Source organism: Roseateles sp. GW821-FHT02E12, assembly GCF_059421665.1.
In genome coordinates this window covers 646,424-667,657 of the sequence record NZ_JBWKVK010000004.1, presented here as the reverse complement: position 1 = coordinate 667,657, position 21,234 = coordinate 646,424, and the positions used below count along the sequence as shown (strand labels likewise).

Annotated in this window: 19 protein-coding genes and 1 riboswitch; of the genes, 13 read left to right on the top strand and 6 right to left on the bottom strand. The window is 68.0% G+C overall.

Annotation, left to right across the window (positions count from 1 at the left end; all coding sequences use genetic code 11):
• The first annotated feature begins 3 nt into the window (after positions 1-3).
• Both AC07V5_RS25805 and aroC read left to right on the top strand, forming a co-directional pair.
• Positions 4-468 (top strand): CBS domain-containing protein, encoded by a 465-nt coding sequence (locus AC07V5_RS25805; RefSeq protein ID WP_495118489.1) that lies wholly within the window; start codon positions 4-6, stop codon positions 466-468.
• A 72-nt stretch (positions 469-540) separates the two neighbouring features.
• Positions 541-1,638 (top strand): chorismate synthase, encoded by a 1,098-nt coding sequence (aroC, locus tag AC07V5_RS25800; protein ID WP_495118488.1) that lies wholly within the window; start codon positions 541-543, stop codon positions 1,636-1,638.
• A 98-nt stretch (positions 1,639-1,736) separates the two neighbouring features.
• Here the strand turns inward: aroC and AC07V5_RS25795 are convergent, their stop codons facing one another.
• Positions 1,737-2,342: a hypothetical protein gene (locus AC07V5_RS25795; protein WP_495118487.1), complete on the bottom strand. Its 606-nt coding sequence runs from the start codon at positions 2,340-2,342 to the stop codon at positions 1,737-1,739.
• 324 nt (positions 2,343-2,666) lie between these two features.
• Here AC07V5_RS25795 and AC07V5_RS25790 point away from each other — a divergent pair, with 324 nt between their 5' ends.
• Positions 2,667-3,839, top strand: coding sequence for an efflux RND transporter periplasmic adaptor subunit (locus tag AC07V5_RS25790; RefSeq protein ID WP_495118486.1), 1,173 nt, complete (start codon positions 2,667-2,669; stop codon positions 3,837-3,839).
• 10 nt (positions 3,840-3,849) lie between these two features.
• Positions 3,850-7,089 carry an efflux RND transporter permease subunit gene (locus AC07V5_RS25785; protein WP_495118485.1) on the top strand — a complete coding sequence of 1,080 codons (3,240 nt, stop codon included), beginning with the start codon at positions 3,850-3,852 and terminating at the stop codon, positions 7,087-7,089.
• Between the two features lie 165 nt (positions 7,090-7,254).
• On the opposite strand, the gene AC07V5_RS25780 is transcribed toward AC07V5_RS25785, so the two are convergent.
• The 3 genes from AC07V5_RS25780 to AC07V5_RS25770 all read right to left on the bottom strand — a co-directional run bounded on the left by AC07V5_RS25780 (position 7,255) and on the right by AC07V5_RS25770 (position 9,494).
• Entirely contained in the window at positions 7,255-7,812 is a 558-nt protein-coding gene (locus AC07V5_RS25780) for a dihydrofolate reductase family protein (protein WP_495118484.1), read from the bottom strand.
• Positions 7,813-7,962: 150 nt separating this feature from the next.
• Positions 7,963-8,487, bottom strand: coding sequence for a hypothetical protein (locus tag AC07V5_RS25775; RefSeq protein ID WP_495118483.1), 525 nt, complete (start codon positions 8,485-8,487; stop codon positions 7,963-7,965).
• Positions 8,488-8,603: 116 nt separating this feature from the next.
• Positions 8,604-9,494, bottom strand: coding sequence for a LysR family transcriptional regulator (locus AC07V5_RS25770; protein ID WP_495118482.1), 891 nt, complete (start codon positions 9,492-9,494; stop codon positions 8,604-8,606).
• 72 nt (positions 9,495-9,566) lie between these two features.
• Between AC07V5_RS25770 and AC07V5_RS25765 the strand changes: the two genes are divergently transcribed.
• The 7 genes from AC07V5_RS25765 (at position 9,567) to AC07V5_RS25735 (ending at position 17,166) form a co-directional block, all read left to right on the top strand.
• Complete coding sequence (locus AC07V5_RS25765; protein ID WP_495118481.1) at positions 9,567-10,883, top strand: MFS transporter; 1,317 nt, start codon at positions 9,567-9,569, stop codon at positions 10,881-10,883.
• A gap of 11 nt (positions 10,884-10,894) precedes the next feature.
• A riboswitch (TPP riboswitch) is annotated at positions 10,895-11,018 on the top strand.
• Positions 11,019-11,104: 86 nt separating this feature from the next.
• On the top strand, positions 11,105-12,985 hold the full coding sequence (gene thiC, locus AC07V5_RS25760) for a phosphomethylpyrimidine synthase ThiC (protein WP_495118480.1): 1,881 nt from the start codon (positions 11,105-11,107) through the stop codon (positions 12,983-12,985).
• Positions 12,985-13,986 carry an FAD-dependent oxidoreductase gene (locus tag AC07V5_RS25755; protein ID WP_495118479.1) on the top strand — a complete coding sequence of 334 codons (1,002 nt, stop codon included), beginning with the start codon at positions 12,985-12,987 and terminating at the stop codon, positions 13,984-13,986. The genes thiC and AC07V5_RS25755 overlap by 1 nt, the downstream gene beginning before the upstream one ends.
• The gene (gene thiS / locus AC07V5_RS25750; RefSeq protein WP_495118478.1) at positions 13,979-14,182 is read left to right on the top strand and encodes a sulfur carrier protein ThiS; all 204 of its coding nucleotides are present in this window, start codon (positions 13,979-13,981) and stop codon (positions 14,180-14,182) included. Before AC07V5_RS25755 ends, thiS begins: the two co-directional genes overlap by 8 nt.
• Before the next feature lie 5 nt (positions 14,183-14,187).
• On the top strand, positions 14,188-14,976 hold the full coding sequence (locus AC07V5_RS25745; RefSeq protein WP_495118477.1) for a thiazole synthase: 789 nt from the start codon (positions 14,188-14,190) through the stop codon (positions 14,974-14,976).
• Positions 14,973-16,535, top strand: coding sequence for a PfkB family carbohydrate kinase (locus AC07V5_RS25740; protein WP_495118476.1), 1,563 nt, complete (start codon positions 14,973-14,975; stop codon positions 16,533-16,535). The genes AC07V5_RS25745 and AC07V5_RS25740 overlap by 4 nt, the downstream gene beginning before the upstream one ends.
• On the top strand, positions 16,528-17,166 hold the full coding sequence (locus AC07V5_RS25735) for a PEP-CTERM sorting domain-containing protein (RefSeq protein WP_495118475.1): 639 nt from the start codon (positions 16,528-16,530) through the stop codon (positions 17,164-17,166). The genes AC07V5_RS25740 and AC07V5_RS25735 overlap by 8 nt, the downstream gene beginning before the upstream one ends.
• An 11-nt stretch (positions 17,167-17,177) precedes the next feature.
• Here AC07V5_RS25735 and AC07V5_RS25730 read toward each other — a convergent pair whose 3' ends face one another.
• Positions 17,178-18,110, bottom strand: coding sequence for a LysR family transcriptional regulator (locus tag AC07V5_RS25730; protein WP_495118474.1), 933 nt, complete (start codon positions 18,108-18,110; stop codon positions 17,178-17,180).
• A 106-nt stretch (positions 18,111-18,216) separates the two neighbouring features.
• Between AC07V5_RS25730 and AC07V5_RS25725 the strand changes: the two genes are divergently transcribed.
• Positions 18,217-19,230 carry a zinc-binding alcohol dehydrogenase family protein gene (locus tag AC07V5_RS25725; RefSeq protein WP_495118473.1) on the top strand — a complete coding sequence of 338 codons (1,014 nt, stop codon included), beginning with the start codon at positions 18,217-18,219 and terminating at the stop codon, positions 19,228-19,230.
• 4 nt (positions 19,231-19,234) lie between these two features.
• Positions 19,235-19,681, top strand: coding sequence for a DUF6196 family protein (locus tag AC07V5_RS25720; protein WP_495118472.1), 447 nt, complete (start codon positions 19,235-19,237; stop codon positions 19,679-19,681).
• A 6-nt stretch (positions 19,682-19,687) separates the two neighbouring features.
• Here the strand turns inward: AC07V5_RS25720 and AC07V5_RS25715 are convergent, their stop codons facing one another.
• Positions 19,688-21,229 carry a hypothetical protein gene (locus AC07V5_RS25715; protein WP_495118471.1) on the bottom strand — a complete coding sequence of 514 codons (1,542 nt, stop codon included), beginning with the start codon at positions 21,227-21,229 and terminating at the stop codon, positions 19,688-19,690.
• Positions 21,230-21,234: the final 5 nt, after the last annotated feature.

The following is a 21,234-nucleotide window of genomic DNA, read 5'->3' as shown; positions in this document are numbered from 1 at the left end:
ACCATGAAAGTCGTCGATATCCTGCGTGTCAAAGGCGGCACCTTGTTCACCGTCACGCCCGACGAGCCCCTCAAGGAATCACTGGAGGTCATGGCCGAGCGCGACATCGGGTCGCTGGTCGTCATGGAGCACGGCGATCTGGTCGGCATGCTGACCTTCCGCGAGGTCATCCAGGCTGTCGTGAAGAACAGTGGTGCGGTGGGCACGACCATCGTGCGCACGGTGATGGACGATGCTCCGCTGACCTGCACGCCCGAGACCGAGATCGACGAGGTGCGCCGCATGATGCTGGGCCGCCACGCGCGCTACATGCCCGTGATGAATGGCAAGACGCTGATGGGCGTGATCTCGCTGTACGACGTGGCCAAGGCCGTGGTGGACAGCCAGGACTTCGAGAACCGCATGCTCAAGGCCTACATCCGCGACTGGCCGGTGGAAGAGAACGCCGAGCCCGAATCCAAGCTCTGAGAAGTTCGCATCCCGAGAAGGCGGCCTTGCGAGGCCGCTTTTGCTTGTGTGGGCCGCCTAAACTTGCGGCATATGTCAGGCAGCACCTTCGGCGAACTCTTTCGCGTCACCAATTTCGGCGAAAGCCACGGCCCGGCCATCGGCTGCATCATCGACGGCTGCCCGCCCGGCATGCCGCTCAGCGAGGCCGATATCCAGCCCGAGCTGGACCGCCGCCGCCCTGGCACCAGCCGCCACGTCACCCAGCGCAACGAGCCTGATGCGGTGGAGATCCTGTCCGGCGTCTACGAGGGCGTCACGACCGGCACGCCGATCTGCCTGCTGATCAAGAACACCGACCAGCGCAGCAAGGACTACGGCAACATCCTCGACACCTTCCGCCCCGGCCACGCCGACTACACCTACTGGCGCAAATACGGCGTGCGCGACCCGCGCGGCGGCGGTCGCGCCTCGGCGCGGCTGACGGCGCCCATGGTGGGCGCCGGCGCCGTGGCCCGCAAATGGCTGAAGCAGGCCTACGGCACCGAGTTCCGTGGCTGCATGACGCAGCTGGGCGAGATCGAGATCCCGTTCGAGGGCTGGGAACACGTTGGCCAGAACCCGTTCTTCGCCGCCAACGCCAGCAAGATCGCCGAGCTGGAGGCCTACATGGACGCGCTGCGCAAGGCCGGCGACTCGGTCGGCGCGCGCATCCGCGTCGAGGCCACCGGCGTGCCCGTCGGCCTGGGCGAGCCGCTGTTCGACAAGCTCGACGCTGACATCGCCTACGCGCTGATGGGCATCAACGCCGTCAAGGGCGTGGAGATCGGTGCCGGCTTTGCCGTCGTTGCACAGAAGGGCACCGAGCATGGCGACGAGCTGACCCCGCTGGGCTTTGCCAGCAACAACTCGGGCGGCATGCTGGGCGGCATCTCCACCGGCCAGGACATCGTGGCCAGCATCGCGATCAAGCCCACCAGCTCCATCCGCAGCCCCAAGGCCAGCATCGACCGTGAGCTGAACCCCACGACGGTGGAAACCTTTGGCCGCCACGACCCCTGCGTGGGCATCCGCGCCACGCCCATCGCCGAGGCCATGCTGGCCCTGGTACTGATGGACCATGCCCTTCGTCATAGGGCGCAGTGCGGCGACGTGGTGCTGCCGGTCGACGCGATTCCGGCCCAGAAGTAGGTCAGGGTCAACGTAGCGCGCGAGGCCGAAATTCCTGATGCGCTAGCGCCGCGCTGACACCGCTGGTGGTGAGTCTTCGAGGCCAGCGGCCTCGGCGCTCATCTGATGTAGCCCAGCGAGACATGAAACCAGGCTGACTCGCCCGGCACATAGAAGAACGTGTTGCCTTGATGGAAGTCGCCGAACTGGCGCACTTGCACCCTCGCCAAAGACGACCCGCCATTTGCAGGGACCAATACGGCGTCCCCCTTGCTGAGTCGATCAAAAAAACGCCCGGCATGAGCGTCACCGAGTTCGTCTTCCGTCGCCAACCGGCATCCGAATTTGTCGAGCCGATGCGGAAACATCGATTTGAAGGCAAGTGCGATCTGTGCTGCTCTATCGGCCTCTCGCTCCGCGCTTGTTCCGGGCGAATCCATCAGATGTTTGGCTTCCGCGTCGATCGGACCGGCCGTGATGGAGATGTTGAGGTTTTGCAGCGCGAGCGTGTAGCAGGGCTGCAGAATCTCAAGCTTCAGCGACACAAAGGCTGATTTGTCGAGCATCGACCCCTGTGGCGGCGGCTCAGGGCTAGGTTGCGCGGCGGCCTGATGTGCTGCGGACGATAACGCCAGGATCAAGACCAGCCTTCGCAGGAAGCAAGAAGGGTAATGACAGCCCTTGGCGAACGGCGTCGAGGCGCCAACATGGGGTACGCGAGTCATCAATTTGCAGCAAAGCAAGGGGCAAGTCCGCGAACGAGGTTACCCGAGGCGAGATTGATCTGGGCAAGTGCATCATCGGACTCGCGCTGTGGAGACCATGCCCTTCGTCATAGGGCGCAGTGCGGCGACGTGGTGCTGCCGACCGACCCCATCCCTGCAGCTCGTCCGCTGTAAGCCGCAACTCGTCCGCCGGGATTTCAGCCTGATCGCTGGCCGGTGCAGCTCAGCCCCCGCAAACCGCGTTTCGTCACAAGTCCGCTGCGCCGCCTCGCGCCGGTTTCTAGACTGTAAAGGTCGTGAAATCAGAGAGTGATCGGGGGATCCATGCGCAAGTCTTGGAAGATCGGTAGCGTCGTTGCAGCCGTTTTGTTGGTGGGTGGTGCCGGCGTGGCCGTCATGGCCAGCAAGGGCGACGGCCCGAAGAAGCCGGGTGACGAGAAGGCCAAGCCGGCCCTGGAGTTCGTTGCCAGCGAAGTCGTCAAGCCGACGCTGACCGCCATGCCGGCCCAGATTGAATTCAGCGGCCCGCTGGTGGCGCCGGGCACGGTCGTCGTGCGGGCCAAGTCCAACGGCACGCTGCTCAACCTCGCCGTGGGCGAAGGCAGCCGCGTGAAGGCGGGCCAGGCTCTCGGCCAGGTCGACCTGGAAGAGCTGCGGTATCGCATCGCCGAGCGCGGCGCGAGTGTGGAGGCCATGCGAGCCCAGATGGAGCAGGCCGAACGCAGTTTCAAGGCCAACGAAGGCTTGGCCGCCAAGAACTTCATCGCCCAGACGGCGCTGGACAACTCCCGCGCCGCCTACGAGTCGGCCCGCGCCAACTGGAACGCCGCCAAGGCCCAGCTCGACACCAGCCAGGTGACGATGCGCCAGGCAGCCCTGGTCGCGCCCATCAACGGCATCATCTCCAAGCGCCACGCGCTGCCCGGCGAAAAGCTGGCTGCAGAGCAGCAGATCCTGACCATCGTCGACTTGGCCAAGCTGGAACTGGCCGGCCTCGTCGGCACCCATGAGGTCAGCCGCCTGCAGCCGGGCATGACGGTTCAGGTCAAGGTCGAAGGCGTGGAGCAGCCGGTCGAGGCCAAGATTGCGCGCATCGCGCCCAGCGCCGAGCCGGGCACGCGCTCCATCGGCGTGACGCTGGTGCTGGACAACCCCAAGGAGCTGTACCGCGCCGGCCAGTACGCCGTCGCCAAGGTGGTGCTCGCCGACGACACCCAGCGCCTGACCGTGCCCATCGCGGCCATCAGCCGCAACTCCGGCCAGGAGCAGGTTTGGATGATCGAGAGCGGTGCCCTGGTGCGCCGCATCGTGACGACCGGCCGCAGCGATGCCCGCGAAGGCCGCGTCGAGATCCTGAACGGCCTCAAGCCCGAGGCGCAGGTGCTGGCCGCGCGTTTCGACAACCTGCGCGAAGGCGACAAGGCGAGCATCGTGGCCGCCAAGTCGGCCAAGGTTGCCAGCGCTGCTCCGGTCGCGTCCGCGCCGGCACAACAGTGAGGGCCGCATCATGTGGATGACCCGCGTTTCCATCCAGAACCCGGTCTTCGCGACCATGGTGATGGTGGCCCTGTGCGTGCTGGGCCTGTTCTCCTACTCCAAGCTGGGCGTCGAGCAGATGCCCGACATCTCGCTGCCTGGCGCATGGATCGATATCCGCTACCCCGGCGCCTCGCCCGAGGCCGTCGAGCGTGAAGTGGCCAAGCCGCTGGAAGAAGCCATCAACAGCATTGCTGGCGTGGACCGTATCCAGTCGCGCAGCTTTGAAGGCCGCGTGCAGGCCAGCGTCGAGTTCAGCCTGAGCACGGACATGAGCCGCGCCATGCAGGACCTGCGCGACCGCGTGGCCGCAGCGCAAGCTGCTTTCCCCAAGGACGTGAAGCCGCCGACCGTGTCGCGCTTCCAGGCCGACAACGCCCAGCCGGTCGTCGTCATGGCGCTGCTGAGCGAAACCCGCGGTGCGCGCGAGCTGTCCATGATGGCGGACCTCGTCGTCTCCAAGCGCCTGGGCCGGGTCGAAGGCGTGGCCAAGGTCGACGTCGGCGGCATCGTCAGCCGCGAGGTGCGTGTCGACCTCGACCCGATGCGGCTGCGCGCCTACGGTGTGACGCCTGCCGAGATCGCCAAGGCCCTGGCCGATGCCAACAGCGACCAACCCGTGGGCCTGCTGTCCGACTCCACTTCCGACGCCATCCTGCGCGTGGAAGGCCGCGTGAAGGACCCCAAGGCCTTCGGCCAGATGGTGGTGGCCCGCCGCGGCAACCTGGCGCTGACGCTGAACGACCTGGGCACCCTCGTCGAGCGTGAGCGAGAGCGCGACAGCATCGCCCGCATCAACGGCCAGCCGGCCGTGAACTTCAACATCTTCAAGCAGCAGGACGCCAACATCGTCGCCACAGGCGACGCCATCAAGGACGCGATGGAGGAGCTGCGCAAGGTGCTGCCCAAGGACGTCGAGCTGCGCCTGATCTACGCCAACTCCGACTTCGTCAAGGGCTCGCTGACCGGCCTCAAGCACACGTTGATCGAAGGCGCGCTGCTGACCGTCGCCATCGTGTTCCTGTTCCTGCACAGCTGGCGCTCCACCATCATCACGGGCCTGACGCTGCCCATCGCCGTCATTTCCAGCTTCATCGCCGTGCATGCCTTCGGCTTCACGCTGAACTTCATGACGATGATGGCGCTCTCGCTGTGCATCGGCCTGCTGATCGACGACGCCATCGTCGTGCGAGAGAACATCGTGCGCCACGTGGCCATGGGCAAGGACCACCACACGGCGGCCGCCGACGGCACCAACGAGATCGGTCTGGCCGTCATGGCCACCACCTTCGCCATCTGCGCGGTGTTCGTGCCCGTCGCCTTCATGGGCGGCATCATCGGCAAGTTCTTCTACCCGTTCGGCATCACGGTCGCCGTGGCGGTGATGGTCAGCCTCTTCGTCAGCTTCACGCTCGACCCGATGCTGTCGTCGGTCTGGCATGACCCGCCGAGCACGCGCATCAAGCACTGGCCCGTCATCGGCCATGCCATCCGCGCGACCGACTGGGGCATGGACCGCCTGCACACCGCCTACGAGCGCCTCATCAAGTGGGCCTTCTCCGGCCGCCGTTACCGCGTCTTCGTGCCGCCCACTCCCGCCTACGGCCATCCCTTCGATGCCAACGGCAAGCGCGACAAGGCCGCCAAGCGCGTGTTCCGTTTCGCAACGCTGACACCGCGTGGCCTGGTGATGTGGGGCGCCGTCGCCAGCTTTGTCGTCGCGCTGATGCTGGCCCCGCTGGTGGGCAGCGAGTTCGTGCCCGAGACCGACAACGGCTTCACGCAAGTCAACCTGCGCATGCCGGTGGCCTCCAGCGTCGAACGCGGCAGCGCCAAGGTTGCGCAGATCGAGGAGATCCTCAAGAACTACCCCGAGATCAAGACCGTCTCGACGGTGGTGGGCAGCACCGGTGAAGGCCTGTCTACGGGCCGCAACCAGGCTGCGCTGAATATCTCGCTGACCGACCGTGGCGAACGCAAGCGCACGCAGAAGGAGATCGAGGACGCCATCCGCGCCGACATCGCCAAGATCCCTGGCATCGAGGTCAGCGTCGGCTTCAACCGCCCGATCTGGGTGACCATCCTCGGCAGCGACCCCGAAGTGCTCACGCAAGTGGCTCTGGACTTCGCCGAGAAGCTGAAGAAGATCCCTGGTGCGGTGGACGTGGACCTGACCGTCAAGCCCGGCCTGCCTGCCTTTGCCGTGCGCCTGAAGGACTCAGCCATCCGCGAGCTCGGACTGACCGCGCCGCAGATCGCCTCCAGCTTGCGTGCTTACGTCAACGGCGAGGTCGCCACCTACTGGACGACGCCCGACGGCAACCAGGTCGAGGTGCTGCTGCGCCTGCCGCGCGAACAGCGCGAGCGCATCGAGCAGATGAGCAAGCTGCCCATCGCCTTCTCCAAGGACGGCGCGCCCATCACGCTGGACCAGGTCGCCACTATCGAGCCCGTGTTCAACCCTGAAGTGATCCGCCGCGAGAACCTGCAGCGCCGCGAGGCCGTGTTCGCCGGCGTGCAAGGCCGCCCGGGTGGTGATGTGAACGCCGACGTGCAGAAGCTCATCAAGGAGACCAAGCTGCCGCCGGGCATCAGCTTCAAGGTGGACGGCGCCGGCAAGCAGCAAGCCGAAGCCTTCAACGGCCTGCTCGCGGCCATGGGCCTGGCGGTGATCTTCATCTACATCGTGCTGGCCAGCCAGTTCGGCAGCTTCCTGCAACCCATCGCCATCATGGCCTCGCTGCCCCTCGCGCTGATCGGCGTCATGCTGGCCCTGTTGCTGTGGAGGTCTACGCTGAACGTCTTCTCGATGATCGGCCTGGTCATGCTGATGGGCCTGGTGACCAAGAACGCCATCCTGTTGGTGGACTTCGCCAACCATGCCCGCAAGGCGGGGGCGACGATTGCCGAGGCGCTTCTTGAGGCCGGCTTGATCCGCATGCGCCCCATCATCATGACGACGGCCGCCATGGTCTTCGGCATGCTGCCGATGGCCATCGCGTTGAACGACGGCGGCGAAATCCAGGCGCCCATGGGCCGCGCCATCATCGGCGGCGTCATCACCTCGACGCTGCTGACTTTGGTGGTGGTGCCGGTGCTCTACAGCTATCTGGTGCGGGAGAAGAAGCCCGCCAAGAAGAAGGCAGAGCAGGGCGCTTCATCGCTGCCGCTGCACGGCATGCCCGGCGCGATGCCGGCAGACAAGGAATAAACGGTTCCCCTCGAGCGCTTCAGCGCCCTGGGCCGGCTACGCAAGTAGTCGGCCCTTTTTGTTGGTGCGCGGCCTCGTCAGCCTGGGACCAATATGCAGGCTTCATCTGGCATCAGGGGTTCGATGCGACCGGCAAAGAGCCAGAAAGTCTGCTCGTCAATGTGGTCAGCGCGCGCGCCGGTAGTGCATGGCGACCGCGCCACTGCTGAGCGGCTTCGCCGAGACCAACTCGAGCCGTCGCGTGCTGGGCAACCCGCTCTCGTACAGGGTCGGGCCGTGGCCGGCGATCCTGGGGTGGACGAGGAACTTGTACTCGTCGATCAGATCCAGCCGGTCCAGCTCGGTCGCGAGCTTGCCGCTACCGAGGAGCACGCCGTCTGGGGTCGCGTCTTTCAGCTCCTGCACGGCCGTGCGCAGGTCGCCGGCGATGTGGTGGCTGTTGGTCCACGAGAAGTCTTTTCGCGTCGACGACACCACGTACTTCGGCTTGGCCTCCAGCTTGACCGCCCACTCTCGGATGGCCGGCGGGGCGTCCACGTCGCCGCGGGCGACCGCCGGCCAGTAGCTCTCCATCATTTCGTAGGTGACGCGGCCCCACAGCATCGCCCCGCTCTCGTCCATGAGGCGGGTGAAGAAGGCATGTGTCTCGTCGTCGGCGATTCCTTCCTGGTGGTCGACGCAGCCGTCCAGAGTGACGTTGATGCTGAAGGTCAAGAGTCCCATGGTGTCCTCTGTTCGAGATGAGCGACGAAACGCCCGTTGTCTGGTTCCAAGGGCACAAGCCCAATTCGCAAGGAGCTCACCTTGTGTGGCCTACGTTTGCGATGAGAGGCGAGCCGCGGCTTGTCGGGGCACGCCCTTTCGATTGAAGGGTTAGTCGCCAACATTGAACTTGACCTGGAAACCTACTTCGCCGCTCAACTTGAGAGGTGGCAGCTTAGAAAGTGCTTCGTGCAGCGACTGCAATGTGGCGTCTGCTGCTTCGCCTTGGCTTGCCAGTTTGAGATCGCATTTGCCCGGTTGGCAGTTGAACTGAACCAAGGCAGCCATGGCCTTCTTGTTCTTCGCCAGTTCGACGTACGCCCGGGTCTCTGCCGATTTGATGAAGTCTGCGAGGTCTTGCACTTTGACCCGCAACTTTAGATCCGGCTCTCCGGTGAGAAGAATTACTCCCTCTGTCGTGACGCGCTGGCCCTGTGTATCGCGGAGCGTGTTCGGTTGATAGGTCTTGAACTGCCCAGACGTGACGTAGGTCTTCTTGTCGACTGGATTTTCATAGTGGGATTGCGCAGCTGAGTACATCGGCTGCAGCGTTGCCAGTGCGATAACTGATATATGAAGTGGTAGGCGCATCTTGTTGGCGTCTAACGTGCTGTGAGGCGACAGCGACTGCTGCATGACACCGGCATGGCTGCTGCAAGTGATTGATGAGCAACGACTATGCCCATAAAACATCGGCAAAGCGGAGCCCAGTTGCAAACGTGAAGATGCACTCGAGAGCGACGTGCCGTAGATCAGGCAAGGCAGACCTCCCGCACGCAGCCACGCAACCACCGATGCGCCGCATCCCCGTCCATCCGCGGATGCCACAGCAGCGAGACGGTGAACGGCTCCATCGCCAGTGGTAGGTCGACACTCAGCAGGCCATCACGCAGATGCCCGGTGTGCCGCTCGGGCACCGTCGCAATCAGGTCAGTACCGCGCGCCAGCGCCAAGGCCTCCGAGAAGCCCGCCACCGTGACGACGATGTCGCGGCCAAGGCCCAGCGCCGACAACGCCTCGTCGACAGACCCAGCCGCCGTGCCACGCCGAGAGATGGCGACGTGTTGGCCAGCCGCGTAGCGCTTTGCCGTCAGCTTGACGCTTGCCAGCGCATGGCCCTGGCGGAAGACGGCCACGAAGCGGTCGCGGAACAGCGCTTGGGCGCGCAGTTCCGGCCCCGTCGTGCTGCCGACAACGCCGGTCTCCAGATCCACGCTGCCATCGCGCAGCGGCGCGCTGTCCCGATCCGGCTTGTGGACAAAGCGCAGCCGCACGCCGGGCGCTTCGGCCGCAACCCGTGCCAGCAGCGCCGCGCCGAAGTTCTCGACAAATCCCTCCCGCGTGCGAAAGGTGAACTCGCGCTCCAACGTGTCCAGCCGCAACGCCGCTGCTGGCCTCAGCGCGGCCTGGGCCTCGTGCACCAGCGGCGCTATGCGCTCGCGCAGTTCCAGCGCTCGAGGGGATGGCACCAGCCCACGGCCGGCGCGTACGAGCAGCGGGTCGCCCGTGGCCTCCCGCAGCCGGGCCAGGGACCGGCTCATCGCCGACGGGCTCAGCCTCAGGCGCCGCGCAGCGCCCGCGACGCTGCCCTCGGCCAGCAGGGCGTCCAGCGTCAGCAGCAGGTTCAGGTCAGGGTCTGACATGGCGTCTTGTGCATTGATGAAGTGCAAATGATGCGTCTTCCGCCATGCCTCGCCAATGCCTAAGGTTGAGGCATGACCACCACGACCCTTGCCTCGCCCTCCGCCGCGCCCGTTGCCGGCGTGCTCGCCAGCCTGGCCTTGTGCACGCTGCTGCCGTCCCTGGCCATCAGCAGCGCCAACATCGCGTTGCCGACACTGGCCGCCGCCTTCAATGCCAGCTTCGCCGAGGTGCAGTGGGTCGTGCTGGCCTATCTGCTGGCGATCACGACGCTCATCGTTGGCGCCGGCCGGCTGGGCGACCTGATCGGCAAGCGCCGCCTGCTGCTGGCCGGCATCGCGCTGTTCACGGCGGCGTCGGCGCTCGGTGCGCTGGCGCCCACGCTGCCGCTGCTGATCGCCGCCCGTGCGCTGCAGGGCGTTGGCGCGGCGGCCATGATGGCGCTGACGATGGCCATGGTGGGCGCGGCCTTGCCAAAGGCACGCACCGGCAGCGCGATGGGGCTGCTGGGCACGATGTCGGCGGTAGGCACGGCGTTGGGGCCGTCGTTGGGCGGCGTGCTGATCGGTACGCTGGGGTGGCAGGCCGTGTTTGCCGTCAATCTGCCGCTGGGCCTGATGGCCTTCGCACTGGCCTGGTGGCGGTTGCCGGCAGACCAGGAGCAGGGAAGCACGGCCGCCTTTGACCTGCCCGGTACGCTGTGGCTCGCCGTGACCTTGGCGGCCTATGCCCTTGCGATGACGCGCCACCTGGGTCTGCTCGCCATTGCCGCCATCGGCCTGATGCTCTTCCTGCGCGCCGAAGCCCGCGCCGCGTCGCCACTCGTGCGGCTGGATCGCCTGCGCGATCCGATCCTTGGCGCGGCGTTGGCGATGAACTGCCTGGTGTCGGCCGTCATGATGGCCACACTGGTGGTCGGTCCCTTCCACCTGAGCGGCGCACTTGGCCTGGGTGCGGCAGCGGTCGGCGCGCTGATGTCCATCGGCCCCATCGCGTCGGCGCTGAGCGGCGTGCCGGCCGGGCGGCTGGTGGACCGTTTCGGCACGCGGCGCATGACGCAGCTGGGCCTTGCCGCCATGGCCGTCGGCTGCGGGCTGATCGCGCTGTTGCCCGCGTCGCTCGGGGCCATCGCCTACGTCGGGCCACTCGTCATCGTCACGCCGGGCTACGCGCTCTTCCAGGCCGCCAACAACACGGCCGTCATGGCCGATGTCGCGGCCGATCAGCGCGGCGTGATCTCCGGCCTGCTGACACTGTCGCGCAACCTCGGCCTCATCACCGGTGCCTCGGCCATGGCCGCCGTTTTCGCCGCGGGCGGCCTGCACTTGAGCTTCGTCATCGCGACAGGCTTGCTTGCCTTCGCCATCTGGCTTGCCAAGCGTTCGCGTTGACCCGCACAATCGCGACCGCTCCGGGGTGCTCGGGTCTGGCTGATGCCAGACCTAGACGCTGAGACGGTCAATGTCGACCGAACCCGTGAACTTGAACCGGCTAGTACCGGCGTAAGGAGAGCGCATGCCTCGCGGCGTGCAGGCGATGCCACCCCACGGTGGCTCGCACGCACCTCACAGGCGGCCACGGAGCAACCGACCCCTCGCTCCAGGAGACCGCCGTGAATGCCCCCGAACCCATCCTCTCGCTCGATGAACGCCTGTCGCTGACGCGCGAACCCTTTCCCGCGTCGACCAAGGCCTACGTCACCGGCAGCCGGCCCGACCTCCGCGTGCCCATGCGAGAGATCGCGCTGACGAACGGCGAGACCGTCGTCGTGCACGACACCTCCGGCCCCTACACCGACCCCACCGCCCACATCGACGTGCGCCAGGGCCTCCCTGCCGTGCGTGCGTCCTGGGTGGCCGACCGCGGCGACACCGAGGCCTACACGGGCCGCCAACGCGTGGCGCTGGACGACGGCGGCAAAGAGGACAACGAACGCATCGCCCAACTGCGCGCCGAAGCCGCCGCGCTGCAGCGCCCGCCGCGCCGCGCCTTGCCCGGCGGCAACGTGAGCCAGCTGCACTACGCCCGCCGCGGCATCGTCACGCCGGAGATGGAGTTCGTGGCCCTGCGCGAGAACGGCAAGCGCGAGTGGATGCGCGAGTACCTGGGCGACGCTGAGCGCGAACAGCGCCTGCGCGGCGACTCGCTCGGGGCAGCCATTCCCGACATCATCACGCCCGAGTTCGTCCGCCAGGAGGTGGCTCGCGGCCGCGCGGTCATTCCCGCCAACATCAACCACACGGAGCTGGAGCCGACCATCATCGGCCGCAACTTCCTGGTGAAGGTCAACGCCAACATCGGCAACTCGGCCGTCACGTCCAGCATCGAGGAAGAAGTCGAGAAACTCGTCTGGTCCATCCGCTGGGGCGCAGACACGGTGATGGACCTCTCCACCGGCCGCAACATCCACACCACGCGTGACTGGATCGTTCGCAATTCGCCCGTGCCCATCGGCACCGTGCCCATCTACCAGGCACTCGAAAAGGTCGGCGGCATCGCCGAGGACCTGAGTTGGGCCGTGTTCCGCGACACGCTGATCGAGCAGGCGGAGCAGGGCGTCGACTACTTCACCATCCACGCCGGCCTACGCTTGCCGTTCATCCACCTGACGACCAAGCGCCGCACGGGCATCGTGTCGCGCGGCGGCTCCATCCTGGCCAAGTGGTGCATCACGCATCACCGCGAGAACTTCCTGTACACGCACTTCGAAGAGATCTGCGAAATCATGAAGGCCTACGACGTGACCTTCTCGCTGGGCGACGGCCTGCGCCCCGGCAGCGGCGCCGACGCCAACGACGAGGCCCAGTTCGCCGAGCTGCGCACGCTGGGCGAACTGACGCAGGTGGCCTGGAAGCACGACGTGCAGACCATGATCGAAGGCCCGGGCCACGTGCCCATGCATCTCATCCAGGCCAACATGGCCGAGCAGTTGAAGCATTGCCACGAGGCGCCGTTCTACACGCTGGGCCCGCTGACCATCGACATCGCACCGGGCTACGACCACATCGCCAGCGCCATCGGCGCGGCCATGATCGGCTGGATGGGAACGGCCATGCTCTGCTACGTGACACCCAAGGAGCACCTGGGCCTGCCCGACCGCGATGACGTGAAGCAAGGGCTCATCGCCTACAAGATTGCGGCCCACGCGGCCGACATTGCCAAGGGCCACCCGGGCGCCCGCGCCCGCGACGACGCGATGAGCAAGGCCCGCTTCGAGTTCCGCTGGAACGACCAGTTCGCGCTCGGCCTGGACCCCGACACGGCCCGCGACTATCACGACGAGACGCTGCCCAAGGACTCGTCCAAGGAGGCGCACTTCTGCTCCATGTGCGGGCCGAAGTTCTGCTCGATGAAGATCACGCAGGACGTGCGCGAGTACGCGGCGGCGAAGGGCCTCGAAGCATCGGAGGTGGTGGCCGACGGCATGGCGAAGAAGTCGGCCGAGTTCCGTGCCCAAGGCGGTGAGCTCTACATCCCCATCGCCAAAGCCTGATGTTGCACGTCGCCATTGCAGGCGCCGGCGTCATGGGCCGGCTGCTGGCCTGGCAGCTGGCGCGGGCCGGGCATCGCGTCGCCGTGGTCGACCCCGCGCAGGGGGCTGGCGAGCCCGGCGCTGCCGGCTTCTCGGCGGCCGGCATGCTGAGCCCGCTCGCCGAGCAGGAGCATGCCGAACCCGACGTCGTGGCGCTGGGCTGGCGGTCGCTGCAACTGTGGCCCGCGATTGCCGATGCCTTGGATCAGCCCAGCCTCGTGAAGACGCAGGGCAGCCTGCTGCTGGCGCACGGCAGCGACGTGGGTGCCGCACAGCGCGTGCTGGCCCGGCTGGACGATGGCCCCGAGCCACTGAACCGCGCAGTGCTGCAGGCGCTGGAGCCCGCGCTCGCGCCCGACCTCAAGGCCTGGTGGCTGCCCGGCGAAGGCCAGTTGCTGCCGCGCGAATTGCTGTTGGCATTTGCCCAGCAGGCGCCCGGCGTCGAATGGCTCTGGGGCCGCCGCGCCATCGCTGTTCGACCCAAGGTGCTCGAACTCGACGACGGCCACCGCCTGGATGCCGACCTCGTCATCGACACACGCGGCCTCGGCGCCAAGCCCGACATGCCCACCCTGCGTGGTGTGCGTGGCGAGATCCTGTGGCTGCACGCGCCCGGCGTCGTGCTGCATCGGCCGGTGCGGCTGCTGCACCCACGCCACCGCGTCTACCTCGTGCCTCGGCCGGGCGATGTCATCGTCGTTGGCGCGTCGGAGGTCGAGAGCGAGGACCGCTCGCCTGTCAGCCTGCGCAGCGCCGTCGAGCTGATGGCGGGTGCCCACAGCGTGCTGCCGGCATTGGCCGAAGCGCGCATCGTGCACATGGACACCAACCTGCGCCCGGCCCTGCCGGATCACCGCCCGCGCATCGATCACGAGCCGGGCTTGCTGCGCATCAACGGCCTGTTCCGCCACGGCTGGCTGCTGGCGCCGGCGCTGGCCGAAAAAGCCCTTCAGCATGTCTGAGTTCACCCTCAATCACCAACGCCAGCCCTGGCGCGAAGACCTCAACGTCACTGTGCTGCTGGCCGAGCAGGGCAGGGCGCCCGACTCCGTTGCCACGGCACTCAACGGTGCTTTCGTGCCGCGCTCCCGGCGTGAAGCCACGCTGATCCAACCCGGCGACGAGCTGACCTTGATCCAACCCATCACAGGGGGATGACACCCATGAACTTCACTTTTTACGGGCGCCAACTGACGAGCCGATTCCTGCTTGGCACCGCCGGCTATCCGTCTCCCGAAGTGCTGCGCCAAGCTGTGCTCGCCAGTGGCGCCCAGGTGCTGACCGTGGGCCTCAAGCGCACGCTGGCCGCTGCGGGCGACAACGGCTTCGTCGCCGCCATCCGCGAGACGCTGCGCGAAACCAGTGGCCATCTGCTCCCCAACACTGCTGGCTGCCGCACCGCGCAGGAGGCCATCACGCTGGCCCACATGGCCCGCGAGCTCTACGACACCGCCTGGATCAAGCTTGAAGTCGTCGGCGACGAGTACACGCTGCAGCCCGACCCGTGGGAGCTGGTCACGGCCGCGGCGCAGCTCGTCAAAGACGGCTTCCAGGTCTTCCCGTACTGCACCGACGACCTCATCACCTGCCGCCGCCTGCTGGACGCCGGCTGCGAAGTGCTGATGCCCTGGGGCGCGCCCATCGGCTCCGGCCAGGGCCTGCTCAACCCATTTGCGCTGCGTACGCTGCGCGAGCGGTTGCCCGATGTGCCGCTGATCGTGGACGCCGGCATCGGCGCGCCGTCGCACGCGGCGCAGGCCATGGAGCTGGGCTATGACGGTGTGTTGCTGAACTCCGCCGTCGCCCAGGCCGGCGACCCCATTCGCATGGCTACCGCGTTCGGCCAGGCCATCGCGGCCGGGCGGCTGGGCTTCGAAGCAGGCGTGATGGCCAAGCAGGACATGGCCGTGGCCAGCACGCCCGTGGCCGGCCGGCCCTTCCTGATTCCATGAGCAAGCCCCCCATCGTCTGGAGCATCGCCGGGCTGGACAGCGGCGGCGGTGCGGGTCTCTCGGCGGACCAGCGCGCCGCTGATGCGGCCGGTGTGCATCTCTGCCCGGTCGCAGCCGCGCTAACGGCACAGAACAGCATCGCCGTCGAGGCCATCTACCCGGTGCCGCCCGAGCAGCTCGATGCCCAGCTCGCTGCCCTTGCCGACGACCTGCCACCCGCAGCGATCAAGACGGGCCTGCTCGGCGGCGTCGAGCAGTTGCGCGTCGTCGTGCGCTGGGTCGACCGCCTGCGCGAGCGTGCGCCCGTCGCACTCGTCGTCGATCCCGTGTTGCGCGCCTCCACGGGTGCCAGCTTTGCCGACGAGGCTTTGCTGCGCGCCTATCGCGAGGAACTGCTGCCGCGCGCCAGCGTCGTTACGCCCAACCAACGCGAGGCTGCGCGCCTGGTGGGCGAGGCTAGCGTGCCATCACAGGCTCGCGCGCTGCTAGCGTTGGGTGCCCGCGCCGTCTGCATCACGGGCGGCGATGCAGACGGCCCACTCGCACTGGATTGGCTGGCAGCCGAGCATGCAAGCGGCTGGCTGGCGCTGCCGCGCCGCGCCGCCGGCAACAACCATGGCACCGGCTGCACTTTCGCGACCGCCATGGCCGCGGCGCTGGTCCGCGGCTTTGTCGCAGCCGATGCGGCCGTCATCGCAAAGATGCTGACGACCTCGGGCCTGCGCGCCGACGTGCAGCCGCCCGGTGCCGGCGCGGGGCCCGTGCGGCCTCAGCCCGGATTCATCGGCGATGCCAGCCTGCTGCCGGCGCTGTTCGACGACGAGGCGCCGTCAGCCATCTGGCCGACACCCCATCGTGGATCACCCGCCGTGGAGGGTGTCTACGCCATCACCGACAGCGGCGCCCACGCTGCCCGCCTTTTCGACGCCGGCCTGCAAACCGTCCAACTGCGTGTCAAGCGCGGGGTGGATGAGGGCGAAGCGGCCTGGCAGATGCGCCTGCGCGTCGAGATCTACGCTGCACGCCGGCCGGGCGCCACCCTGATCGTCAACGACCACTGGCGCGAGGCGCTGGCCTCGGGTGTCGATTTCGTCCATCTCGGCCAGGAGGACCTGCTGGCTCTTTCCGCCCCCGATCGCCTCGACCTCGCCGCGGCCCGTGCGCGCGGGCTGCGGCTGGGCCTGAGCTCGCACAGCTTGTGGGAACTGGCCCGTGCCGTGGCCTGGTCGCCTGACTACATCGCCTGCGGCCCCGTCTGGCCGACGCTGACCAAGGCCATGCCTTGGCGGGCGCAAGGTCTGCACAACCTCGCCTGGTGGGCGGCGATGTCACCGGCGCCCGTGGTAGGCATCGGTGGCGTGCTGGAGCCCCCTCAGCTTGCCGAGATCGGGGCTTGCGGGGCGAGCGCAGGTTGTGTGGTGCGTGGCCTTGCACCAGGGGCTGCCCACCCACCGCAGGCCTGGCAGGAGGCTTGGCGCAACGAGCACGGCGTACGACCGTTCGACGCGTTCGCCTGGCCATTCCCGTGCTTGCCCGTCAAATCTGATCAAGGTGATTAATCCCGATTTCAGTGTCGGGCCGCTTTACAGCGCTTGTTACAAAGAGGACGCGCTTCATAGGAGAAACCATCACTGGCCCGAAGCTTGCTTGAAGCTGTTGAATAGCCTGGAGAACAAGATGAACTTCCGTACCGCCTTTGCCACCGTCGCTCTCGCCGCCTCTGCTTGGGCTGCCCAAGCAGCTCCCGTCCTTGTCATGCAAGGCGTTGGTGGCGTCGACCTGAACAACCTGATCATTGGCCAGACCTTCCAGGTCGAAGTGATCGTCCAGGGCGGTGCAGCCGGCGAGGTGGATGCTGGTGGTTCCGGCGGCGGCGGTTTCACTGCCGACGGATCGCCTGCGCTGAGCCTGACGAACATCGTCATCGGCACGCTGGGCGCTGGTGTGGCATGGGACATGAACCCGTCCCTGTTCATCATCGACTACACGGCAGTTGCCGCGGGTTCGGGCTTCATCGCCACCAACTCGCAGTGCTTGAATTCCACCGTTCAAAACTACGGCTGCGGCTTCTCCAGCGGTCCGTTGAACTTCACCGTGCTTTCCCCCAATCGCCTGCCCGAGCCGGCCAGCCTGGCCCTGACCGGCCTTGCCCTGCTGGGCCTCGGCGCTATCCATCGCCGCCGCGCTTGAGCTTCGCGGCCTCAGCGCCGCTCTTCGCTTGCATCCAGGGCCCCACAGTGGGCCCTGATGCTTTCTGCGAGGCGCCGTAGCGGGGGTGTGAGGCGATGCCTCCCCAGCGCCATCCAGTGCAGGGGCGCCGGCTCGCCGAGCGAGCCCGGCAGCAGCGCCACCAGTCGCCCTGCGGCCAGGTCGGCGGCCACGTCCAGCCGGCTCTTGTAGGCGATGCCCAGACCGGCCAGCGCCCATTCCCGCACCAGGCCGCCGTCGTCGGCGATGCGGCTGCCGCTGACCTCTACTGCACTCGTCTCGCCCTGGGCTGACGTGAAACGCCAGCGGCCGTGCAGGCTGTCGCCGAGCACGAAGCGCAGGCAATCGTGGCCACGCAAATCGGCTGGTGTCTGCGGCTGCCCACGGCGGGCGATGTAGGCCGGGCTGGCGCACAGCACGCGGCGGTTGGCCGGCGCCAGCGGTAGCGCGACGAGGCTGGAGTCCGGCGGCTCGCCGTAGCGCACGGCAAAGTCCACCGGTTCCTGCACGAGGTCGGCCAGACGGTCGCTGAGGCGCAGTTCCAGTTGCAGGCCGGGGCTGCTCTCGCCGGCGCAGAAGTCCTCGATCCAGCGCCACAGATGCTGGCGGCCCAGGTCGCTGGGCAGGCTGACGCGCAGTCGGCCGCTCAGCGGCTGGTCTGCGCCGGCCACATCGCGCAGCGCGGCCTGGCCGTCTTCCCAGGTGGCCACCAGCTGGCGCGCATGAGGCAACCATTGTTCGCCGGCCTCGGTCAGGCGCAGCCGGCGCGTGGAGCGCTCGAACAGGCGCACACCCAGCTCACGCTCCAGCCGCGCGATGGTGGCGCTGGCCTGCACGGGGCCAAGGTCCAGGCGCCGTGCCGCGGCCGAGAAGCTGCCGGCCTCGGCGGCGGCGATGAAGAGTTGCAGCGGGGAAAAGCGATCCATCTTCACACTGTTGATGAAACTGATTCGCCGATCCTAGGCTTTCTGCATTCAATGCCGGGCGGCACCATGACGGTCATCGTTGTTTTGCCTCTTCAAAGGACGCCCCATGAAAGCCGTCGGTTATCTGCAATCCCTGCCCATCAGCCACCCCGAATCCCTTGTTGACCTGACGCTGCCCGCGCCTGTGCCGCAGCCGCGCGACCTGCTCGTGCGTGTGGCCGCCGTGTCCGTGAACCCGGTGGACACCAAGGTGCGCAGCAACCGCGCGCCTCAGCCCGGCCAGCCCGAGGTGCTGGGCTGGGATGCCGTCGGCACCGTCGAAGCCCTGGGGGCGGAAGTGGCCGGCTTCGCCGTCGGCGACCGCGTTTACTACGCCGGCGCGATCAACCGGCCCGGCTCCAACGCCGAGCTGCAACTCGTCGATCACCGCATTGCTGCACGCGCACCGCAAAGCCTCTCGGACGCTGAAGCCGCCGCCCTGCCGTTGACGGCGATCACGGCCTGGGAGCTGCTGTTCGACCGCCTGGGTGTGGCCGAGGGCGGCGGCGCGGGCCAGAGCCTGCTCGTCACCGGCGCGGCCGGCGGTGTGGGCTCCATCCTCGTGCAACTGGCCCGCCAGCTGACCCAGCTGCGCGTCATCGGCACGGCCAGCCGGCCCGAGACCCAAGCCTGGGTGAAGGATCTCGGCGCCCATGCCGTCATCGACCACAGCCAGCCGCTGCGGCCTCAGCTCGTCGCGGCAGGTGTAGCGGAGGTCGAGTTCATCGCCAGCCTGACCCACACCGAGCAGCACTGGGCCGACCTGATCGACGCCGCGGCACCCCAGGGCCGCCTCGGCCTCATCGACGACCTGTCCGCCCCCATCGACGTGATGACGCTCAAGCGCAAGGCGCTGTCACTGCACTGGGAAATGATGTTCACGCGGCCGATGTTCGGCACCGCGGACATCGCCGAGCAAGGCCGGCTGCTGGCGCGCGTTGCGGCCTTGGTGGACGAGGGCCGGCTGCGCAGCACGGTCAGCGAGCAGCTGAGCCCCATCAACGCGGCCAACCTGCGCCGGGCGCATGAGCTGGTCGAGAGCGGCCGCATGCGCGGCAAGCTGGTGCTCAGCGGGTTCTGAGGGCGTGGTCGACATTTCCCACGAAACGGTCGACCAGGCCGAGCGCCGCCTGCGCCGCGTCATCACTCAGGCCCGTTTGCGCATCCAGCCCGGCACCTGGGCCTTCCAGGAGTTCCCGCTGGATCGCTTCCCCGCAGCCGTGCGCGGTGACGCGCTGGCCTTGGTGCGCGACGACGCGGTCTGGAGCCAGCTGGTGCCGAGCGAAGACGCCGGCGAGGAGCTTTTCGGCGTCTTCCGCTTTCACTTCCCGGCCGGTGCCGACAACAGTGGCTTCGTCGGCTGGCTCGCCACGCGCCTCAAGCAGCGCTTTGGCACCGGGGTCTTTGTGACTTGCGGCCAGAACCAGGCCGATGGCGGCATCTTTGACTGCTGGGGTGTGCCAGCTGCACTGGCTGAGGAAATCTTCGCGGAGGTGCAGGCCTTGGTTGAAGGGCTCATCGAACCGACCTGAGCCGACTCACCACTTGCAGCCCTTGCCACGCGCCGCGTCGATGGCCAGCGGCAGGGCGGCCAGGATGCCGGCGTTGGCGTAGGCCTTGCGGCAGTCCTTGTTGGCCGCGTCGTCGATGGACTGCTCGAGCTTGGATTTGCGCTCGGGCGGCTGGGGCAGCATGTCCACCAGGCCGGGGCTGCGGCGGGCGGCGATGTCGCCGCGCGGCAGCGACAGATTCAGCGGTGCTCGCGGCGCGCTGGCGGCGGCGGAGGGCGGCATGGCCAGGTCGGGGCCCAGGCGTGAACCGGCGTCGGGAGAGCCGGCAGAGGCCTTGGGCGCGGCGAACGGGTCGGCGGTGGGGTCGCCCTTTGCAGGGCTAACTGGGCCAGCGGGGCCGGCCGCGGCCGTCGGTGCGCTCACCTGGCCGGGCAGCGCGTTGGACAGCTCGGGCAAAGCCGACGCACCTGGCGTGGCCAGCGCCGCACGCGGGTTGGCCGCCTGCTGCAAAGGCGCTACGCCACCGGCGCTGTCCGCTGACTCCAACCGGCGCACGGGGGCGGGCAGGTCCTGGCCACTCGGCAACGGGCTTGCTGCGGTGGTGGCGGGCGTGCGCAGTTCGCTGGCACGGCTCAGCGGCGTGACGGCGGCGCTGGTGGCCGTGGCGGCTTCCAGTCGCTGCACGGCAGACGGCAGCGGCGTGCTGGTGGGCGCGGGCTGGCTGACGGCGCTGGGTGCCGCGCGCAAATCGGCCGGGCGTGGCAGGGCCTGGGAAACGCCCGTCTCGGCGGGTGCTTCGAGGCGCCGCACCGGGGCGGGCAGCTCGGCGCTGGGCGCGGGCACGGCCGCCGGCGCAGGGGCAGCACGCAGCTCGGCAGGGCGGGGCAGGGTGGCGGCGCGGGCCGGCGTTGGAGCCGCGTCCAGGCGGCTGACGGCGGACGGGAGCTCGGTGGGCAGCACTGGTAGTTCGGTAGGGCGGGTCGGCGTGCGCAGGCTGGTGGGCGACGGCAGGGCCGAGACGGCAGCGTCGGGTCGAGCCTCCAGGCGGCCCACCGGGGCCGGGAGCTCGACGGCCGGCGTCGGTGCAGGCGTGCTGCGCGGCGGCGTCCGGAGGTTCTCGCGTTCGATGGGTTTGAAACCTTCGGGCAGGTCGAGCGTCGCCGTGCTGGGTGGGGCCGCAGAGACGTCTTCGGTGCGCGCCGCCTCGGGTGGCACCTCGCGCGGGTTCCAGCGGCCCAGTTCGGCGGAGCCGGGATCGGCGGCGGGCGGCGCCGAATCAGCCGGGCGAACCTGGCCGCCCTGGCGCGGTTGGGCGCCGCTGCCGGGCGCGCCGTTGTCGCGCCATTCCTTGGCCGGCTCGCCGGGTGGCGCAGCGGGGTTGCCGCCGCTGCGGCCCAGCAGCTTCACGGTCAGGCTGCCCCACACGCCTTGCCCAGGCGCGGCCGTGCCGGTGGCGTTGCCGAACATCAGCACCAGCCAGAGGTGGAGCAACACCGCCAGCAGCAGGCAGCGCTGCAGCTGGCGTGGGTCAGGCGGTGAGCGGCGGGGGAGGGCGATGGCGGCGGACACGTCGA